Annotated in this window: 17 protein-coding genes; 2 read left to right on the top strand and 15 right to left on the bottom strand. The window is 69.6% G+C overall.

The annotated features are described in order from the left end of the window. Positions 1-169 precede the first annotated feature (169 nt). From EXE52_RS00795 to EXE52_RS00805, 3 genes are all read right to left on the bottom strand, one after another. The gene (locus EXE52_RS00795; protein WP_089307767.1) at positions 170-466 is read right to left on the bottom strand and encodes a DUF6360 family protein; all 297 of its coding nucleotides are present in this window, start codon (positions 464-466) and stop codon (positions 170-172) included. Positions 467-497: 31 nt separating this feature from the next. Beyond that, entirely contained in the window at positions 498-2261 is a 1764-nt protein-coding gene (locus EXE52_RS00800) for a nitrite/sulfite reductase (RefSeq protein WP_089307768.1), read from the bottom strand. A gap of 86 nt (positions 2262-2347) precedes the next feature. Beyond that, positions 2348-2659 (bottom strand): hypothetical protein, encoded by a 312-nt coding sequence (locus EXE52_RS00805; RefSeq protein WP_089307769.1) that lies wholly within the window; start codon positions 2657-2659, stop codon positions 2348-2350. A 216-nt stretch (positions 2660-2875) separates the two neighbouring features. On the opposite strand from EXE52_RS00805, the gene EXE52_RS18955 reads away from it, so the two are divergent. Both EXE52_RS18955 and EXE52_RS18360 read left to right on the top strand, forming a co-directional pair. Beyond that, a complete protein-coding gene (locus tag EXE52_RS18955; RefSeq protein ID WP_255509785.1) occupies positions 2876-3001 on the top strand; it encodes a hypothetical protein in 126 nt (41 codons plus the stop codon). Continuing rightward, entirely contained in the window at positions 2998-3174 is a 177-nt protein-coding gene (locus tag EXE52_RS18360) for a hypothetical protein (RefSeq protein ID WP_167373061.1), read from the top strand. Before EXE52_RS18955 ends, EXE52_RS18360 begins: the two co-directional genes overlap by 4 nt. A 19-nt stretch (positions 3175-3193) precedes the next feature. On the opposite strand, the gene EXE52_RS00810 is transcribed toward EXE52_RS18360, so the two are convergent. The 12 genes from EXE52_RS00810 to EXE52_RS00865 all read right to left on the bottom strand — a co-directional run bounded on the left by EXE52_RS00810 (position 3194) and on the right by EXE52_RS00865 (position 15594). Next, complete coding sequence (locus EXE52_RS00810) at positions 3194-3733, bottom strand: CBS domain-containing protein (protein ID WP_089307770.1); 540 nt, start codon at positions 3731-3733, stop codon at positions 3194-3196. Between the two features lie 96 nt (positions 3734-3829). Next, the gene (locus EXE52_RS00815) at positions 3830-4201 is read right to left on the bottom strand and encodes a DUF555 domain-containing protein (RefSeq protein WP_006113355.1); all 372 of its coding nucleotides are present in this window, start codon (positions 4199-4201) and stop codon (positions 3830-3832) included. A 95-nt stretch (positions 4202-4296) separates the two neighbouring features. Beyond that, entirely contained in the window at positions 4297-5295 is a 999-nt protein-coding gene (locus tag EXE52_RS00820) for an isocitrate/isopropylmalate family dehydrogenase (protein WP_049929873.1), read from the bottom strand. Positions 5296-5300: 5 nt separating this feature from the next. Beyond that, a complete protein-coding gene (gene leuD, locus EXE52_RS00825; RefSeq protein ID WP_089307771.1) occupies positions 5301-5924 on the bottom strand; it encodes a 3-isopropylmalate dehydratase small subunit in 624 nt (207 codons plus the stop codon). Then, positions 5924-7384, bottom strand: coding sequence for a 3-isopropylmalate dehydratase large subunit (gene leuC / locus EXE52_RS00830; RefSeq protein ID WP_049929875.1), 1461 nt, complete (start codon positions 7382-7384; stop codon positions 5924-5926). The genes leuD and leuC overlap by 1 nt, the downstream gene beginning before the upstream one ends. Before the next feature lie 58 nt (positions 7385-7442). Next, a complete protein-coding gene (gene ilvC, locus EXE52_RS00835) occupies positions 7443-8501 on the bottom strand; it encodes a ketol-acid reductoisomerase (RefSeq protein ID WP_049929877.1) in 1059 nt (352 codons plus the stop codon). Between the two features lie 33 nt (positions 8502-8534). Further along, a complete protein-coding gene (ilvN, locus tag EXE52_RS00840; RefSeq protein ID WP_049929878.1) occupies positions 8535-9278 on the bottom strand; it encodes an acetolactate synthase small subunit in 744 nt (247 codons plus the stop codon). Beyond that, a complete protein-coding gene (gene ilvB, locus EXE52_RS00845; protein WP_086215685.1) occupies positions 9275-11086 on the bottom strand; it encodes a biosynthetic-type acetolactate synthase large subunit in 1812 nt (603 codons plus the stop codon). The genes ilvN and ilvB overlap by 4 nt, the downstream gene beginning before the upstream one ends. A gap of 370 nt (positions 11087-11456) precedes the next feature. Continuing rightward, on the bottom strand, positions 11457-12617 hold the full coding sequence (locus EXE52_RS00850; RefSeq protein ID WP_179235213.1) for a LeuA family protein: 1161 nt from the start codon (positions 12615-12617) through the stop codon (positions 11457-11459). A gap of 392 nt (positions 12618-13009) precedes the next feature. Further along, positions 13010-13762 carry an ABC transporter ATP-binding protein gene (locus EXE52_RS00855; protein WP_089307772.1) on the bottom strand — a complete coding sequence of 251 codons (753 nt, stop codon included), beginning with the start codon at positions 13760-13762 and terminating at the stop codon, positions 13010-13012. Next, the gene (locus tag EXE52_RS00860; protein ID WP_086215682.1) at positions 13746-14615 is read right to left on the bottom strand and encodes an ABC transporter permease; all 870 of its coding nucleotides are present in this window, start codon (positions 14613-14615) and stop codon (positions 13746-13748) included. The genes EXE52_RS00855 and EXE52_RS00860 overlap by 17 nt, the downstream gene beginning before the upstream one ends. Position 14616: 1 nt before the next feature. Further along, on the bottom strand, positions 14617-15594 hold the full coding sequence (locus EXE52_RS00865) for an aliphatic sulfonate ABC transporter substrate-binding protein (RefSeq protein ID WP_089307773.1): 978 nt from the start codon (positions 15592-15594) through the stop codon (positions 14617-14619). Positions 15595-15683: the final 89 nt, after the last annotated feature.

Below are 15683 nucleotides of genomic sequence, written 5' to 3' on the forward strand. Positions count from 1 at the left end.
ACTCACCGCGTCCAGCGGGAAGGGGAGACTCTCCGGCGGCCGGTCGGCTCCGCCGCCAGCGACGGCGAGGCGCGACGCGCCTCCGGCGGTCAGGCGACGCCCGACGACCCCGCGCGTGCGACTCGCGTCCAGTCGGGCGCTCACCGACGCGCGCTGCCGCACCGGTTATCTATCGCGAGCCGTCGCCGTTTCGCGCGGCTTCGACGCGGTCCGCCGTCGACTCCAGCGCCTCGGCGAGCGTTCTCGCCTGCGCGGGCGAGAGGTCGATCTCGTCGGCGTGGGCGGCGATGTCGTCGATTTCCGTCCCGTCCAGTTCGACCTCCAGCGTGACCTGTTCGGGGTCCTCTCGCGGCGCCGTGACGTTCACGACGCCGGGCGCCTCGGCCTCGAACTCGTGTCCGCGGGCGCGACCCTCGACGAGATCGAGCGTCGTGTAGGCGTTCACGCGGAGCAGGCGGTCGCTCATCGGCCCGCCTCCGGGGTCGTTCCTCGCATCGTCAGTCGTCCGCCGGCGGCGACGGAGCGTCGTCCATCGAGTCGTTCTCGGCGTACGGGTACCACGTGCGCTTCGTGTTGTGCATCATCGGGTCCTCGTAGTCGGTCTCTTCCGGGTCCACGAGGGCGTCGAGTTCGTCCTCGTCGTGGCGAGCGACGAACGCTCGGAACGACTCGCCCTCGTCGCGTTCGGCGGCGAACGAGTCGATCAGGTTGGCGATCGCTCCGGGGGCCTCATCGACGGGCACGCGCTGGGTGACCCAGCGGGCGAACCCCGGGTCCTCTCCGAGCCCGCCGCCGAGACCGACGTCGAGCGCCTCGACCGGCTCCCCGTCCTTGCGGGTCTTCATCCCGCGCAGGCTCACGTCGGCGATCTGTGGCTGCGCGCACGAGGCGGTACACCCGGAGAGGTGAACGTGGAACTCGTCGACGCCGTCGGGGAGGTCGACGTTCTCCTTCAGCCAGCGCGCGAACCGGACCTGTCGGTTCTTCGTCTCGACGATCGAAAGCGAGCAGAACTCCGTGCCGGTACACGCGACCGAGCCGCGCATGAACGGCGACGGGTAAGGCGAGTAGTCGTCGAGCAGCGGTTCGTCGAGGAACGCGTCGAGGGCGTCGTCCGGCACGTCGGTGACGATGACGTTCTGCCGCTGCGAGAGCCGGACCTCGCCGGAGCCGTACTCCGCCGCGAGGTCGGCCAAGTCGAGCACGTCGGCCGCGCCCATCCGCCCGACGAGCACGTTCAGGCCGACGAAGTTCGCCCCGTCCTTCTGGTCGTGGACGCCGATCAGGTCGTTCCGCTCGCCCTCGCCGGCGTTGTAGGTGTACTCCTCGCGCACGTCGCGGCCGGCGGTCTCAAGCTCGAAGTCGACGTACTCTGCTTGAAGCGTCTCGCGGACCTCCTCGGCCCCCCACTCGTCGACGAGGAACTTCACCCGGGCGTTGTATCTGTCCTCGCGGTCGCCGTGGTCGCGGAACAGCGCGGAGAGCCCCCCGGCGACGTCGGGGACTCGCTCCGGCGGCACCCAAACGTCGATGTCGCGGGCGAACCGCGGTTCGTTTCGCGCGAGCCCGCCCCCGACCCTGACGTTGAAGCCGACCGCGTCCCCGCTCGCGTCGCCGTCCCCGTCGACCGACTTGTACGCGGGCTCGAACGCGAGGTCGTTGATGTCGCCCTGTCCGGAGCCGTCGGCGGAACCGGTCACGGACACCTTCCACTTGCGCGGGAGGTTCGCGTGGTCGTCGTTACCCTTGAACCGTTCGTTGAGGTCGCGGATGACGGGCCACGCGTCGATCACTTCCTGCCCGTCCTTGCCCGCGACCGGGTTCCCGACGATGTTCCGCCACGAGTCCCCGCAGGCCTGCTGGGTCGAGAGGCCGTTCGCCTCCAGCTTCTCGAAGATCGCCGGCACGTCCGACAGTTCGATCCAGTGGAGCTGGATCGACTGGCGGGTGGTGAAGTCGGCGTACGCGTCGCCGAAGACCGGGTTCGTTCCGGGACCGCGGGCGTACTCGTCAGCTATCTCCCCGACGACGCGGAGCTGTCCCGGTTCGAGCACGCCGTTCGGAGTCCCGATCCGCAGCATGAAGTAGCCCTCCTGTCCGTTCCGCTGGTGGTACAGGCCCCACCACTTGAACCGCTCGAACCACGCGTCCCGCTCGTCGTCCGGGATCGAGTCGTACCCCTCCTCGGCGAACTCGAACAGCCGGTCGCGCACCTCGTTGCCGTACACCTCCGATTTCCAGTTTTCGACGTCCGTTGGCATCGATCCGACCTACAGCCGACACCCACATAGCTGACAGCGTGGCATCAACCTTCCCCGGTGCCCCACCGATGTGGCACGTGTTGCCGCTACTCTCGCCGCCGCGCCCGTCGAACGGCGGAACGGTCGAATTCGGCAAATTCGTCCCCGTGTACCCGTCCAATCGGCACCCACGCGGTGATCTCGGTCGCCCCGCACGCGACACACTGGCCGTACACCTTCGCATCCACCGTCGAGCCGTCCACGCCGACCGACTGGAAGTTCTCGACGGCTAGGTCCGCGAGCGCGCACTCGCACAGATCCGGCGCGTCGAGCCGCCAGAGTTCGCTGACACGCACTTCCCGGCTGTCGTTGACGGAGATCCATGCACCGTCGTCGAGGACGCGTAAACGAGTGGTCACGCCCGGAGTTCGGCCGCGACGACCCAATGGGTGACGCTGCTCGCAACCGACGACAGTACCGGTGACGACCAGATACGCGAAAACCGGCAGACTACACCGAGATACTGTGTAAAATAAGTCTCCGATCTACCGGACATGAAATCCGGTATCCGAGAGTAGTGGTCCGATTTACGCGCTTGCCGACGCTTATGACCCGCGCCCGCGTACGTCGGTGTAATGACGGACCCGGATCCCGACTCCACCGACGATCGACCCGTCGACCCGCCCGACGGGAGGCACCGACAGCACGCGTCCGCGGACGTGGCGCCCGAGCTCTTCGAGGACGCCTCAGAGCGACGATGACCGAGGGAGGCGACAGCCGAGCGACCGACGATGAGCGGTGCGACGCCGGGGACGGGACCGACGCGGAGGGAGAGACGGACGCCGAGCCCGCCGACGGCCACCTCGACGGCGTCGAGGACGGCGCAGGCTGTACGGAGATCTGGGAGCGGCTCTCGGAGCGGAGAGAGGAGTGAGCGACGGTCCGCGGCCCGGTCAGGACAGCTGCGCCGCGATGTCGGCCTCGGTGATGATCCCGACCGTCTCGCCGCCGTCGGTGACCATCACGGCCTTGTAGTGGTCGAGGAGGTTGCGGACCTCGTCGACGGTCGCCGACGGCGCGACCGTCGGGAACGACTCGCTCATCACCTCGCTGACCGGGTGATCGCCGACATTCTCGCCGGCGTGGACGACGTCGCCCTGGCTGATCGAGCCGACGGGCACGCCGTTCTGGAGGACGGGGAGCTGCGAGTACGCCTCCGCCTCCATCAGCTCCACGGCCCCGCTGACGGCGTCGTCGGGCGCGACGCTGATCACGGTCTGGTTCATCAGGTCGGTCGCGCGCACGACCTCGCCCTCCGCCTCTTGGAGGGCGTTGACGATCCGGCGCAGCGTCGAGAGCCGCGGGTCGACGTCGCCGCCCTCGATCCGCGCGATGAGTGGCTGGGAGACGTCCGCGGCGTCGGCGAGTTCGCTCTGGGTCAGCTCCAGCGCGGTCCGGCGCTCGCGGAGGTCCTGTGGCGTCGGCAGTTCCATGCCGGCTAATTACTTAGGGTTATTAGAAAAGCTTTCGGCACCGACCGGGCACCGGGATCGCTCCCGGCAGATCCGTCCGACGCCCCGCGTCCGTGCCTATCGCTCCGGCTCTTCGTCCTCGTCCGCGTCGGTCTCGAAGACGTCGATGACTTCGAGGGGAACGTCGCGGAGGGCGCCGCCGACCTCGCTTTTCGCGATCCGTTCCGCGTGCTCCTCGCTGTCGGCGTTGAACACGTCGATCTCTAGGAGCAGCCCTACGAGGGCCGTGTTCGCCGCGAGGAACGCGGCGTCGAACGGCTCGCCGCAGGCCGGACAGCCGGTGACGCCGGGCTCGACCTCGACGTACTGCTTGTCCGTCTCGTTGAGTCGCTTGCCGGCTTCGCTGACCGCGACGCCGATGGCGTCGTCGGTCTCCTCGACGTCACGGACCAACCAGGCGGCTTCCATCGCGACTTCGTAGTTGCTCATACGCGGTCGGAGGAGCCGCAGGGTTTCTTGTCTTGTGGTTTGGCCGCGGTCGAAAACGAGCCGTCGATCGCGCGGAACCGGCGGCGAGACGCGCCCTACAGGCGGTCGACGATCGCCGCGGTGACCTCGTCGGTCGTCGCCGAGCCGCCGAGGTCGCCGGTGCGCGGGCCGTCGGAGAGGACGCCCTCGACCGCGTCGCGGACCCGCTGCCCCGCCTCGACGTGGCCGAGATACTCGAGCAGCATGGCCGCCGAGAGGACCGCCGCGGTCGGGTTGGCGACCCCCTCGCCCGCGATGTCCGGGGCCGTGCCGTGGACCGGCTCGAACAGCGCGTTGTCGTGGCCGATGTTCGCCGACGGGAGCAGACCGAGGCCGCCGACGAGCCCGGCCGCGAGGTCGGAGAGCACGTCGCCCGCGAGGTTCGGGCAGACGATCACGCCGTACTGGCCCGGGTCGAGCGGGAGCTTCGTCGCGAACGCGTCCATCAGCTCCTCGTCGGCGTCGACGCCGCGCTCGTCTGCGACCGCCGCGACCTCGTCGCGGAACCGGCCGTCCGTCTCGCGCATCACGTTCGCCTTGTGGGCGACGGTGAACCCCTCCTCTGGGTCCCCGGCGGGGCCGCGCCCGTCCTCGACAAAGTCACAGGCGTACTCGGCCAGCTCGCGCGAGGCCGACGACGTGACGACGCGCGTCAGCGTCGAGAGGTCCTCCGAGAGGCGGTCCTCGTGGCCCGCGTAGACGCCCTCGGTGTTCTCGCGGAGGAACACCACGTCCGTCTCCGGCCGGAGCGCGTCGACGCCCGGGAGCGCCTTCGCGGGCCGGACGTTGACGAACGAGTCCACCGCCTCACGCAGCGGGAGGATCACGTCGGCGGCCGTCTCGCCCGCCGCGCCGAACAGCGTCGCGTCCGCGTCGGCCACCAGGTCGTACGTCTCGTCGGGGAGCGCCTCGCCGGTCGCGTCCCGGGTCGCGTCGCCCGCGTCCCCGCGGACGAACTCGAAGTCGGGGTCGAGCGCGTCCAACACCTCGACGGCGGCCGGCACGACCTCGCGGCCGATGCCGTCGCCCTCGATGACGACGATCTCGTCGGTCATCCGGCTCAGTCGTCCCCCTCGACGTACGGCAGGTCGGCAACCGTCTCGTCGACCTTGCTCCGGTTCGAGTACATCAGCGCGGTCGTGTCCCAGATCCCTTCGACCAAGGCCTCGCGCATCGCGTCGTCGACCTCGACGTCGATGACGGTGTCGCCATAAGTGACCGTCTCCCGTTCCACGTCGACCTCGATGTCGCCGTCGGGGTTCGCCTCGATCCACTCTTGGAGCTCGACCACGGTCTCGTGGTCGGCGGTGACCGCGGGGATGCCGAGCGACTTACAGTTGTCGCGGAAGATCTCGGCGTAGGACTCGCCGACGACGCCGTCGACGCCCCACCGCATCATCGCCTGCGGCGCGTGCTCCCGGGAGGAGCCGCAGCCGAAGTTGGAGTTAACGACCGCGATCGACGCGCCCTCGAAGCGGTTGAGCGGGTGGTCGTTGAACTCCCCGTCCTCGTCGCGCCGGGCGTCGTAGAAGAGGTAGTCCGCCATGTTGTCGAACGTGACCTCCTTCATGAACTGCGCCGGCAGGATCTGGTCAGTGTCGACATCGTCGCCGGGGATCGGGACGCCCGTGCCCGAGACCTCGGTGATGTGTTGGTCGTCGCCCGCGTTGGCGTCGGGGGCCATCAGTCGGCCACCTCCTCGACGCCGCCCGCGCCGCCGGTCGGCCCGTCGTCCAGGTAGTCGCGCGCGTCGACGACCTCGCCCTCGACGGCCGCGGCCGCGACCATCGCGGGGCTCATCAGCACCGTCCGCCCCTCCTTCGAGCCCTGCCGGCCGACGAAGTTGCGGTTCGACGATGACGCACACACCTCGCCGGCGCCGAGCTGGTCGTCGTTCATCGCGAGGCACATCGAGCAGCCGGCGCGCCGCCACTGGAAGCCGGCCTCGATGAACGTCTGGTCGATGCCGCGCTCCTCGCACTGGGCGCGGACCGTCTCCGAGCCGGGCACGGCGAGCGCGCGCACGTCCTCGTCGACGCTGTGGTCCTCTAGGATCCGCGCCGCTTCCTTGAAATCCGAAAGGCGGCCGTTCGTACAGGTGCCGAGGAACGCCACGTCGACGTCGTACCCGAGCATCGACTGCCCGGGCTCGACCTCCATGTGGTCGATCGCCTTCTCGGCGGCCTCCCGGTCGGTCCGCTCCTCGAAGTCGTCCGGGTGCGGCACCGCCTCGTCGATCCCGACCACCTGCCCGGGGTTGATCCCCCACGTGACCAGCGGGTCGAGTCCGTCGGCGTCGACCGTGACCACGTCGTCGTACTCGGCGTCGTCGTCGGAGGCGATCGATTCCCAGTACCGCTTCCGCTCCTCGAACGCCTCGCCCTCGGGGACGTACTCGCGGCCCCGCAGGTACTCGTAGGTGGTCTCGTCGGGGTTGATGTACCCCGCGCGGGCGCCGCCCTCGATGGACATGTTACAGACGGCAAGCCGTCCCTCCATGTCGAGCGCCTCGATTGCGGGGCCGCCGTACTCGTACACGTGGCCGACGCCGCCGTCGACGCCGAGGTCCTTGATCACTTTCATGATCACGTCCTTGGCGTAGACGCCCTCGCCGAGCTCGCCCTCGACTTCGATCCGGCGGACCTTCTGCTTGTCCGCGGCGATACAGCCGGTCGCGAGCACGTCGCGGATCTGGCTGGTCCCGATGCCGACGCCGATGGAGCCGAACGCGCCGTGGGTCGCCGTGTGGCTGTCGCCGCACGCGACCGTCATCCCCGGCTGCGAGAGGCCGAGTTCGGGGGCGACGACGTGCGTGATCCCCTGCTTCCCGGAGTCGAATCCGAAGAAGGTGATCCCGCTCTCGCTCGTGTTGCGTTCGAGCGCCGAGAGCATCTCCTCGGCTTGGTCGTCGGCCAGCGGGCGCTCGCGCTTGTCCGCCTCCGTCGGCGCGATGTGGTCGGTGGTCGCGAACGTCCGCTCCGGGTACGCCACGTCGAGGTCGCGCTCGCGCAGCATCCCGAACGCCTGCGGGCTCGTCACCTCGTGGACGAGGTGGAGCCCGACGAACAGCTGGTCCTGCCCGTTCGGCAGCTCCGTCACCTTGTGGCGCTCCCACACCTTGTCGTACAGCGTTCCCTCGCTCATCGGGCGTCACCCCGGACCGCCGCGCAGTCGGAAGACCGACCGCTCACCGCTACGCCCATCAGGCGGTCACCTCGGCGCTCTCCTCCTCGTCGCCCTCGGCCGACTCCTCCCACGCGAACAGGCCGCGCAGCTCCTCGCCGACGGCCTCGATCTCGTGGGTCTTCTCCGCCTCGCGGAGCTGGGTGTAGGAGGGGCGGCCCGCCTGGTTCTCCGCGATCCACTCGCGGGCGAACTGGCCGTTCTGGACCTTCTCCAAGACCTCTTCCATGTTCTCGCGGGCGTGCTCGTCGACGACCACGTCGCCCTGCGTGAGGCCGCCGTACTCGGCGGTGTCGGAGACGGAGTCCCACATCCCGCCGAGCCCGTCCTCGTACATCAGGTCGACGATGAGTTTGAGTTCGTTGAGGCACTCGAAGTACGCCATCTCGGGGGAGTACCCTGCGTCGACGAGCGTCTCGTACCCCTGTTTCACCAGCGAGGTGACGCCGCCGCAGAGCACCGCCTGCTCGCCGAACAGGTCGGTCTCCGTCTCCTCGCGGAACGACGTCTCGACGACGCCGGCGCGGGTACAGCCGATCGCGGCCGCGTACGCGAGCCCCTCGTCGTGGGCGTCGCCGGTGGCGTCCTGGTACACCGCCAGCAGGCCGGGCGTCCCCTGGTCATTCTCGTAGTTGCGGCGCACGAGGTGGCCCGGCGACTTCGGCGCGACCATCGTCACGTCGACGTCCTCGGGCGGTTGGATCTGGTTGTAGTGGATGTTGAACCCGTGCGCGAACTGGAGCGTGTCGCCCGCGTCCAGGTTCGGTTCGATCGCGTTCTCGTACACGTCCGGCTGAACCGTGTCGGGGACGAGGACGCTCACCACGTCGGCCGCGGCGACGGCGTCCGCGGGGGCCTCCACGCGGAGCCCGTCGCCTTCGGCGGCGGCCCGGGAGGAGCTGCTCTCGCGGAGGCCGACGATCACGTCGACCCCGCTGTCGGCGAGGTTCTGCGCGTGCGCGTGGCCCTGCGAGCCGTAGCCGAGGACGGCCACCGTCTTGTGCGCGATCGCCTCCTCGTCGGCGTCTTCGTCGTAGTATACTGTCGAGTCGAACGTCTGCGTGTCGTCTTCGGTCATGTGTATCGTTGTGAGTTCCTGTGTGGTCGCGTGTCAGTCGTCGTGCGTGGTCGGTTCGGCGGCCGTGCCGGGCTTCTCGCCGGGCGCCGTGGGGGTGTTACCGCGAGCGAGGGCTGTCGGCCCCGTCCGCGCGATCTCGACGATACCGAACCGGTCGAACGCGCCGATCGCGTTGTCGATGCTCGCCTTGTCGCCGGTGAGTTCGACGGTGATCGTCTCGGGGCCGGCGTCGACCGTCCGGCCGTCGTACATCTCGGCGACCGCGTGGACCGCCGCGGGGTCGTCGGCCTCGACCTTCAGCAGGACGAGCTCCGAGGTGACCGCGTCGCCGGCGACCTCGCCGACCGAGATGACCGGCTTCAGCTTCGACATCTGCTTTTCGATCTGGTCGATCCCGGGGTCCGTCTCCTCGACGACCATGGTGATCCGCGAGTGACCGTCGACGGTCGTCGGCCCCACGGTGAGGCTCTCGATGTTGAACTGGCGGCGGGAGACGAGGCCGGAGACGCGCGCCAGCACGCCGGGCTCGTCCTCGACGAGTGCCGAGATGACGGCGCGGTGCGACTCGTGTTCGGCCTCGACGACGGGGTCGATCCGGATCCCCTCGAGGTTCCGGCGCCCCTCCGGGTGGTCGCGCTCGTTCGGACCGGGCTGTTCGCCCGGGAGCGGCCGGGAGTCGGCGCCGGGCGCGACGGGCGACCCGCCGTCGGCCGCCGCGGACGCCTCATCGCGCCCGGTGTGCGGCCCCCCGTCGGACGCCGCGGTGTCGTCGCTCATAGCTGGTCCTCCGCGGCCGCGAACTTCCCGTTCGCACCGCCGCTCGGCACCATCGGCAGGACGTTCTCCGCGGGGTCGACGTGGAAGTCGACCACGGCCGGCCCGTCATAGTCGAGGGCTTCCTCGACCGCGGGCGCGACCTCGTCGTAGTCGTCGACGCGGAGACCGAGCGCGCCGAACGCCTCCGCGAGCTTGTCGAACTCGGGCATCCACGTGTAGTCGGAGGCCATGTGTCGGCCCTCGTAGAACGCGTCCTGCCACTGGCGAACCATCCCGATGTACTCGTTGTTGAGCACGGCGATCGTGATGTCGAGCTCCTCGCGGACCGCGACCGACAGCTCCTGCATCGTCATCAGGAAGGAGCCGTCGCCGTCGAAACACACCACGTCGCGGTCCTCCTCGCCCATCGTGTCGGCCGCGACCCGCGCGCCGACCGCGGCGGGCACGCCGTACCCCATGGTCCCCAGCCCGTGGGAGGAGACCCACGTCCGCGGCTCCGTGTACGTCCAGAACTGCGAGGCCCACATCTGATGCTGGCCGACGCCGGTCGTGACGATCGTGTCATCGTCGGTCGCCTCGTCGAACGCCTCGACGACGAACTGGGGCTTCAGCGGCTCGTCCTCGGGCGTCGCGTACGTGAGCGGGTACGTCTCCCGCCACTCGTCGCACCGGTCGCGCCACGCCTCGGCGTCGGGCGCGTCGCGGACCGCGGCGGTCAGTTGGTCGAGGACGCGCCCGGCGTCGCCGATCAGCGGGTAGTCGGCGTGGACGTTCTTCGAGATCTCCGCGGGGTCGATGTCGACGTGGATCACCTCGGCCTCGGGCGCGAACGTGTCGATCCCGCCCGTGAGCCGGTCGTCGAACCGAGTGCCGACCGCGATCAGGCAGTCGGTGTGGGTGATCGCCAGGTTCGCGTAGCCGGTTCCGTGCATCCCCGCCCACGAGAGGCAGAGGTCGTCGTCCTCGGGGAACGAGCCGATCCCCGGCATCGTCGTCGTCACCGGGATCCCGTAGCTCCGGGCGAACGTCCGCGCCTCGTCGCTCGCGTCCGCCTTGATGACGCCGCCGCCGAACAGACAGACGGGGCGCTCGGCGGCCTCGATGGCGCGCGCTGCCTCCTCGACCGACTCCGCGTCGGCGTTCGGGTCGGGGTCGGTCCCCGCGGGCGGCGTCGCCGGACCGGGCGTCCGGTCGGTCTCGTCCTGCGTGACGTCCTTCGGGAGGTCGACGAGCGTCGGCCCGGGGCGCCCCGCGCGCGACAGCTCGAACGCCTCGCCGACAGTGTCGCCGACGGTGTCGGCCCCGCTCGCGAAGTAGTTGTGCTTCGTGATCGGGCGCGTGACGCCGACCGTGTCGGTCTCCTGGAACGCGTCGTTGCCGACGAACTCCGTGGGCACCTGCCCGGTCAGCGCCAACATCGCGTCGGAGTCCATGTCGGCGTCGGCGATGCCGGTGACGAGGTTCGTCGCGCCGGGGCCGGACGTGGCCATACAGAGCCCGGGTTCGCCCGCGACGACGCCGTACGCGTCGGCGGCGTGCGCGGCGCCCTGCTCGTGGGCCATCGTCACGTGCCGGACGGAGGAGTCGTACAGGGCGTCGTAGACAGGCATGATCGCGCCGCCCTGAACGCCGAAGGCGGTCTTCGCGCCCGCGGCCTCGAGGGCGGCGACGACCGACTCGGCGCCCGTCGAGACGGGCCCCGCCGTCTGGTGTTCGTCCGGTTCGGTCGGCTCCTCGGTCGCGGCCGCCGTCGAGCCGTCGTCCGACTCGTCCGCGTCGGATCGCGGCTGTGCTGCTGTGTCGCTCATTGTCGTGGTTGGTGTGGCATCTGGTGGGTCGTCGTGTGGGTCGCTGCGAACGCGCGACGGGCGGGCCCGCGCCGCGTCCCTCGGGGGCGCGGCTTCGCGCGTCGAGAACGGCTCGGCCGCCGACGTTCGGCGGCGCGTCGCGTCGGTGAGGAAGGGGTAATGTAGGGGCTTATACCCCTACAATGATCGGCGCGACGGCTCCGAACGCGGTAGCGCGTTCCGCGAGCGCGGTGTGCCGTCGCATCTCGCCCGAAGCAACGCGGCCGGGGTATAAATTCCTGTCGGGCGTCCGGAACGGAACGCCGTCGGGACTGCTCCCGCGACCGCCCTCGCGGTCGCTCGGGGGGCGCTCCGGTCGGGGAGTGGGTCATCAGACCCGGACCTCCTCCTCGCGCGTGACGTTCGCCTCCTCGGCGAACCGCTCGACGTCGCCCGCGGTCACCTGCCGCTTGCCGGCGCCGTACTCCTTGACCCGCTTCGTGATCGTCCGGACCTCGGAGTCGGTCGGGTCGAAGCCGGCCTCCACCAAGTGCTTGCGCACGCTGTGGGTGCCGGTGTGTTTGCCCAGCACGAACTCGCGCTCGGCGCCCACCATCTCCGGAGTCATCACGCCGGTCTCGAACGTGTCGGCGTTCTCGATGACGCCCGCGGCGTGGATGCCGGACTCGTGGGCGAACGCGTTCCGGCCGGTGATCGGCTTGTTCGCGGGCACCGGGATGTCCGAGGCCTCCTCGACGATCCGGGCCAGCTTGGTGATCTGGGTCGTGTCGATGCCGGTGTCGACGCCGTACACCGACTCGACGGCCATGACGACCTCCTCGTAGGCGGCGTTGCCGGCGCGCTCGCCGATACCGTTGACCGACACCTGCGCCTGCTCCGCGCCGTTCTCGAAGCCCGCGACGGCGTTGGCCGCGGCCATCCCGAAGTCGTCGTGGGTGTGGACATCGACGCGGGCGTCGGTGGCCTCGACGACGGCGTTCACCGTCTCGCCGAAGCTGGTCGGCATCCCGACGCCGCAGGTGTCGGGGATGTTGATCCAGTCGGTGCCGGCGTCGGAGACGGCCTCGACGATGTCGATCAGGTAGTCCGGGTCCGTTCGAGTGGCGTCCATCGGCGAGAACATACACTCGACGCCGGCGTCTTTCACCTTCTCGACCGCGTCGACCGCGCGCCCCTTCGCCTCCTCGCGGGTCGCGTGCATCGAGTCCTCCAGCTGGACATCACTGGTGGAGACGAACACGTGGACCATCTCGACGCCGGAGTCGATGGCGGCGTCGATGTCGCCGTCGACGACCCGGGCCAGTCCGCAGACGGTGGTGTCCGTCGCGGCGGCGATGTCGCTGACGGCCTCGAACTCCGCGTCCGAGTTGACCGGGAACCCCGCCTCGATAACGTGGGTGTCCATGTCGTCCAGCGTCGCCGCTATGCGGCGTTTCTCGTCGTAGCTGAACGATGTCCGTGGTGACTGTTCTCCGTCTCGCAGGGTCGTGTCGAAGATCCTGACAGGACCGATATCGACGTTAGAAGCTATCGTGCCCTGGAAGAACTCGATCCGCCGGGGTGTCCGACGAAGCCTCCGTGATGTCTGTCATCGATTCACGACAAGACGGTCGAGTACTTAATCGTTTGGACAATCGCAAAATCGGTGCGGACCGGCAGTTCGGAGCCGAAGAGGCGAAGAGCAGTAGATCGCATGACTGCGGCGGTGTCAATACACCTTAAGGAGGTAATACACACACCGGGGATCCGGCACGTATTCCGATTCGGAAGTTAGTTAATAAGTGATCTCGACGTTCGTTTCGTTCGTACTGCGGGCGGCCGGCGGTTCACGCGCGAGACGAGTCAGCGAGTCTCACGGCGCCATCTCCACCGTGATCGGCGGTCGGTCCGCACCGATATCCGGGTCGACCGGCGGACGCGCCGCTACCGACCGAGCGCGTCGGTCACCTCGCGCCGGAGCGCGACGAGGTCGGGGTCCGCCCGCTCGCGGGGCCGGTCGATTTCGACATCGACGACCGACGCCACCCTCCCGGGCTGCCCGCCGAGCACGACGACGCGGTCCGCGAGGTAGACGGCCTCCTCCACGTCGTGCGTGACGAGGACGACGGTCGTCCCGCGCGCGTCCCAGACGTCGAGCAGGTGGTCCTGCTGGTCCGCCTTCGTCAGCCGGTCGAGCGCGGAGAACGGCTCGTCGAGCAGCAGCACGGCGGGGTCGTAGGCGAGCCCCCTCGCGAGCGACACGCGCTGAGCCATCCCGCCGGAGAGCTCGTCCGGGCGGCTCACGGCGAACCCGTCGAGCCCGACCGTCTCGATCAGGTCGTCGACGCGCTCGCGAGCCGCCGGGGTGTCCGGGTCGACGTCGGCCGGGAGTCCGACGGCGACGTTCTCCCGGACGTCCGCCCAGTCGAGCAGCCGCGGTTCCTGGAACACCATCCCGACGGCGTCGCTGCCCCCCTCCCTGACGTCCGCGCCGTCGACGGCGACGCGCCCGGCGAACTCGGCTTCGAGTCCGGAGAGCACGCGGAGCAGCGTCGACTTCCCGCACCCGGAGGGGCCGACGACCGCGACGAACTCGCCGTCCGCGACCGCGAGGTCGACGCCGTCGAGCGCGACCGTGTCCCCGTACCGCTTCCGGAGGTCGTCCACCGCGAGGACGGGGTCAGCGTCCGACGACACGGTCTCTCACCTCTCTGACCGCGACATCCGAGCAGTTGCCGAGGAACGCGAACAGCAGGATCGACCCCACGATGATGTCGGGCCGCGCGAGGGTCCGCCCGTCGCTCAGCAGGAATCCGATGCCCTGACTCGCCGCGATCAGCTCGGCGGCGACGACGAACATCCACGCCAGTCCGACGCCGCCGCGGATCCCAACGAGCAGGTCCGGGAGCGCGGCCGGGAACACGACCCGGCGCAGCGACTCGACGCGCCCGAGGTCGTACACCTCGGCGACCTCCAACAGCTCCTCGTCGACCGCGGCGATGCCGGTCGAGAGGTTGAGGTACACCGGGAAGAACGCGCCGACAGCGATGAGCAGCACCTTCGCGCTTTCGCCGATGCCGAACCAGAGGAGGAACAGCGGCACCCACGCCAGCGACGGGATGTTCTTCAGGCTCTGGAGGAGCGGGTCGAGGAGGTCGCTCGCGGTCCGCGAGAGCCCGGTGGCGGTCCCGAAGACGGTTCCGACGACGATGCCGAGGCCGGCACCGAGAACGACGCGCTGGACCGTGATCGCGACGTGGCCCCACAGCTCGCCGGTAGCGGCCATCCCGTAGAGCGTCTCCGCCACGCGCAGCGGGGTCGGCAGCTGGTACGCCGCGATGATCCCGGTCGCGACGACGAGGTGCCAGACGACGACGAGCGCGGCGGGGACGAGCAGCCCGAGCAGGGGCCGGAACCGGCTGGCGGCGGGGAGGGGAACCGGGCCGAGGCTGCGAGACTCGGCGCCGCCGGCCGACTCGCCGGCCGTCGACCCACGGCCGGAGTCGGAGTCGCGGGACACCCCGGACTCCCGGCGGGTGTCGGCGGCCATCTCAGACGACCTCGCTCGCGAACTCGGAGTCGATCAGGTCGTCGACGTTGCCGGCGGGGTCGGCGTCGTCGGTCACGAGCCCCTCGCGTTCGAGAATCGGCGAGAGGTCCGCGAGCAGTTCGCGGTGGGGCTCGCCCGGGATCGGCTCCGAGAGGTCGTTCCGCTGGGTGAACACGCGCTCCGCGACCGGCTCGGACATCTCGGAGGCGTCGGCGAGGATCCCGGCGGTCGCCGTCGGGTTCCCGATCGCCCACTCGCGGCCCCGCTCGTAGGCCTCGATCACGCGACGCGCGTCCTCGGGCCGGTCGGCGAGGAACCCGTCGAGGAAGTTCAGGAACCCGTACGTGTTGTACCGCGGCTCGCGGAAGAACAGCTCCGCGCCGTCGTGTTCGAGCTCCAACTCGGCCATGTGCGGGTCGAGTCCGGCCCACGCGTCGACCTCTCCCCGGACGAGAGCGGACTGTCCCTCGGGGTGCTGGAGGTTGACGACCTCGACGTCCTCCTCGCTCAGCCCGGCGTCGTCGAGCGCCTGAAGCAGGAAGAAGTACGGGTCCGTCCCGCGGGTGGCGGCGACGCGGCTCCCTTCGAGGTCTTCGACCGATTCGATCCCGGTCTCCTCGAACGTGACGAGCGCCGTCCACTCCGGCTCCGAATAGACGTACGGCGTCGTTATCGGCACGCCGTTCGTGCGGGCCATCAGCGCCGCGATTCCGGCGGTCGAGGAGACGTCGGCCTCGCCGCTCTGGGCGTACTCGTTCGCTTGGTTGCTCCCGAGGCTCAACACCCACTCGACGTTGGTTCCGGTGTCGGCGAACGCCGCTTCGAGCCACCCCTTCTCGCGCAACACGAGACTGACCGGGTTGTAGTACGCGTAATCGACCGTCACTGTGCCCGAGTCGCCGCCTCCGCCCGCGCAGCCGGCGAGCAGCGAACCGCCGATCGCCGCGCCGGTGCCGCGGAGGAACTGTCTTCGCTCCATCGTACTTCCGCATACCGGTGCCACTCATAAGCCAATATGGCTATGGAGAATATTCAATCGCGTCTATGATGTTCCTGAGTTATTCGTTA

This window comes from Halorubrum sp. CGM4_25_10-8A, assembly GCF_005435025.1.
In the GTDB taxonomy this organism is placed as follows: Archaea; Halobacteriota; Halobacteria; order Halobacteriales; family Haloferacaceae; genus Halorubrum; species Halorubrum ezzemoulense.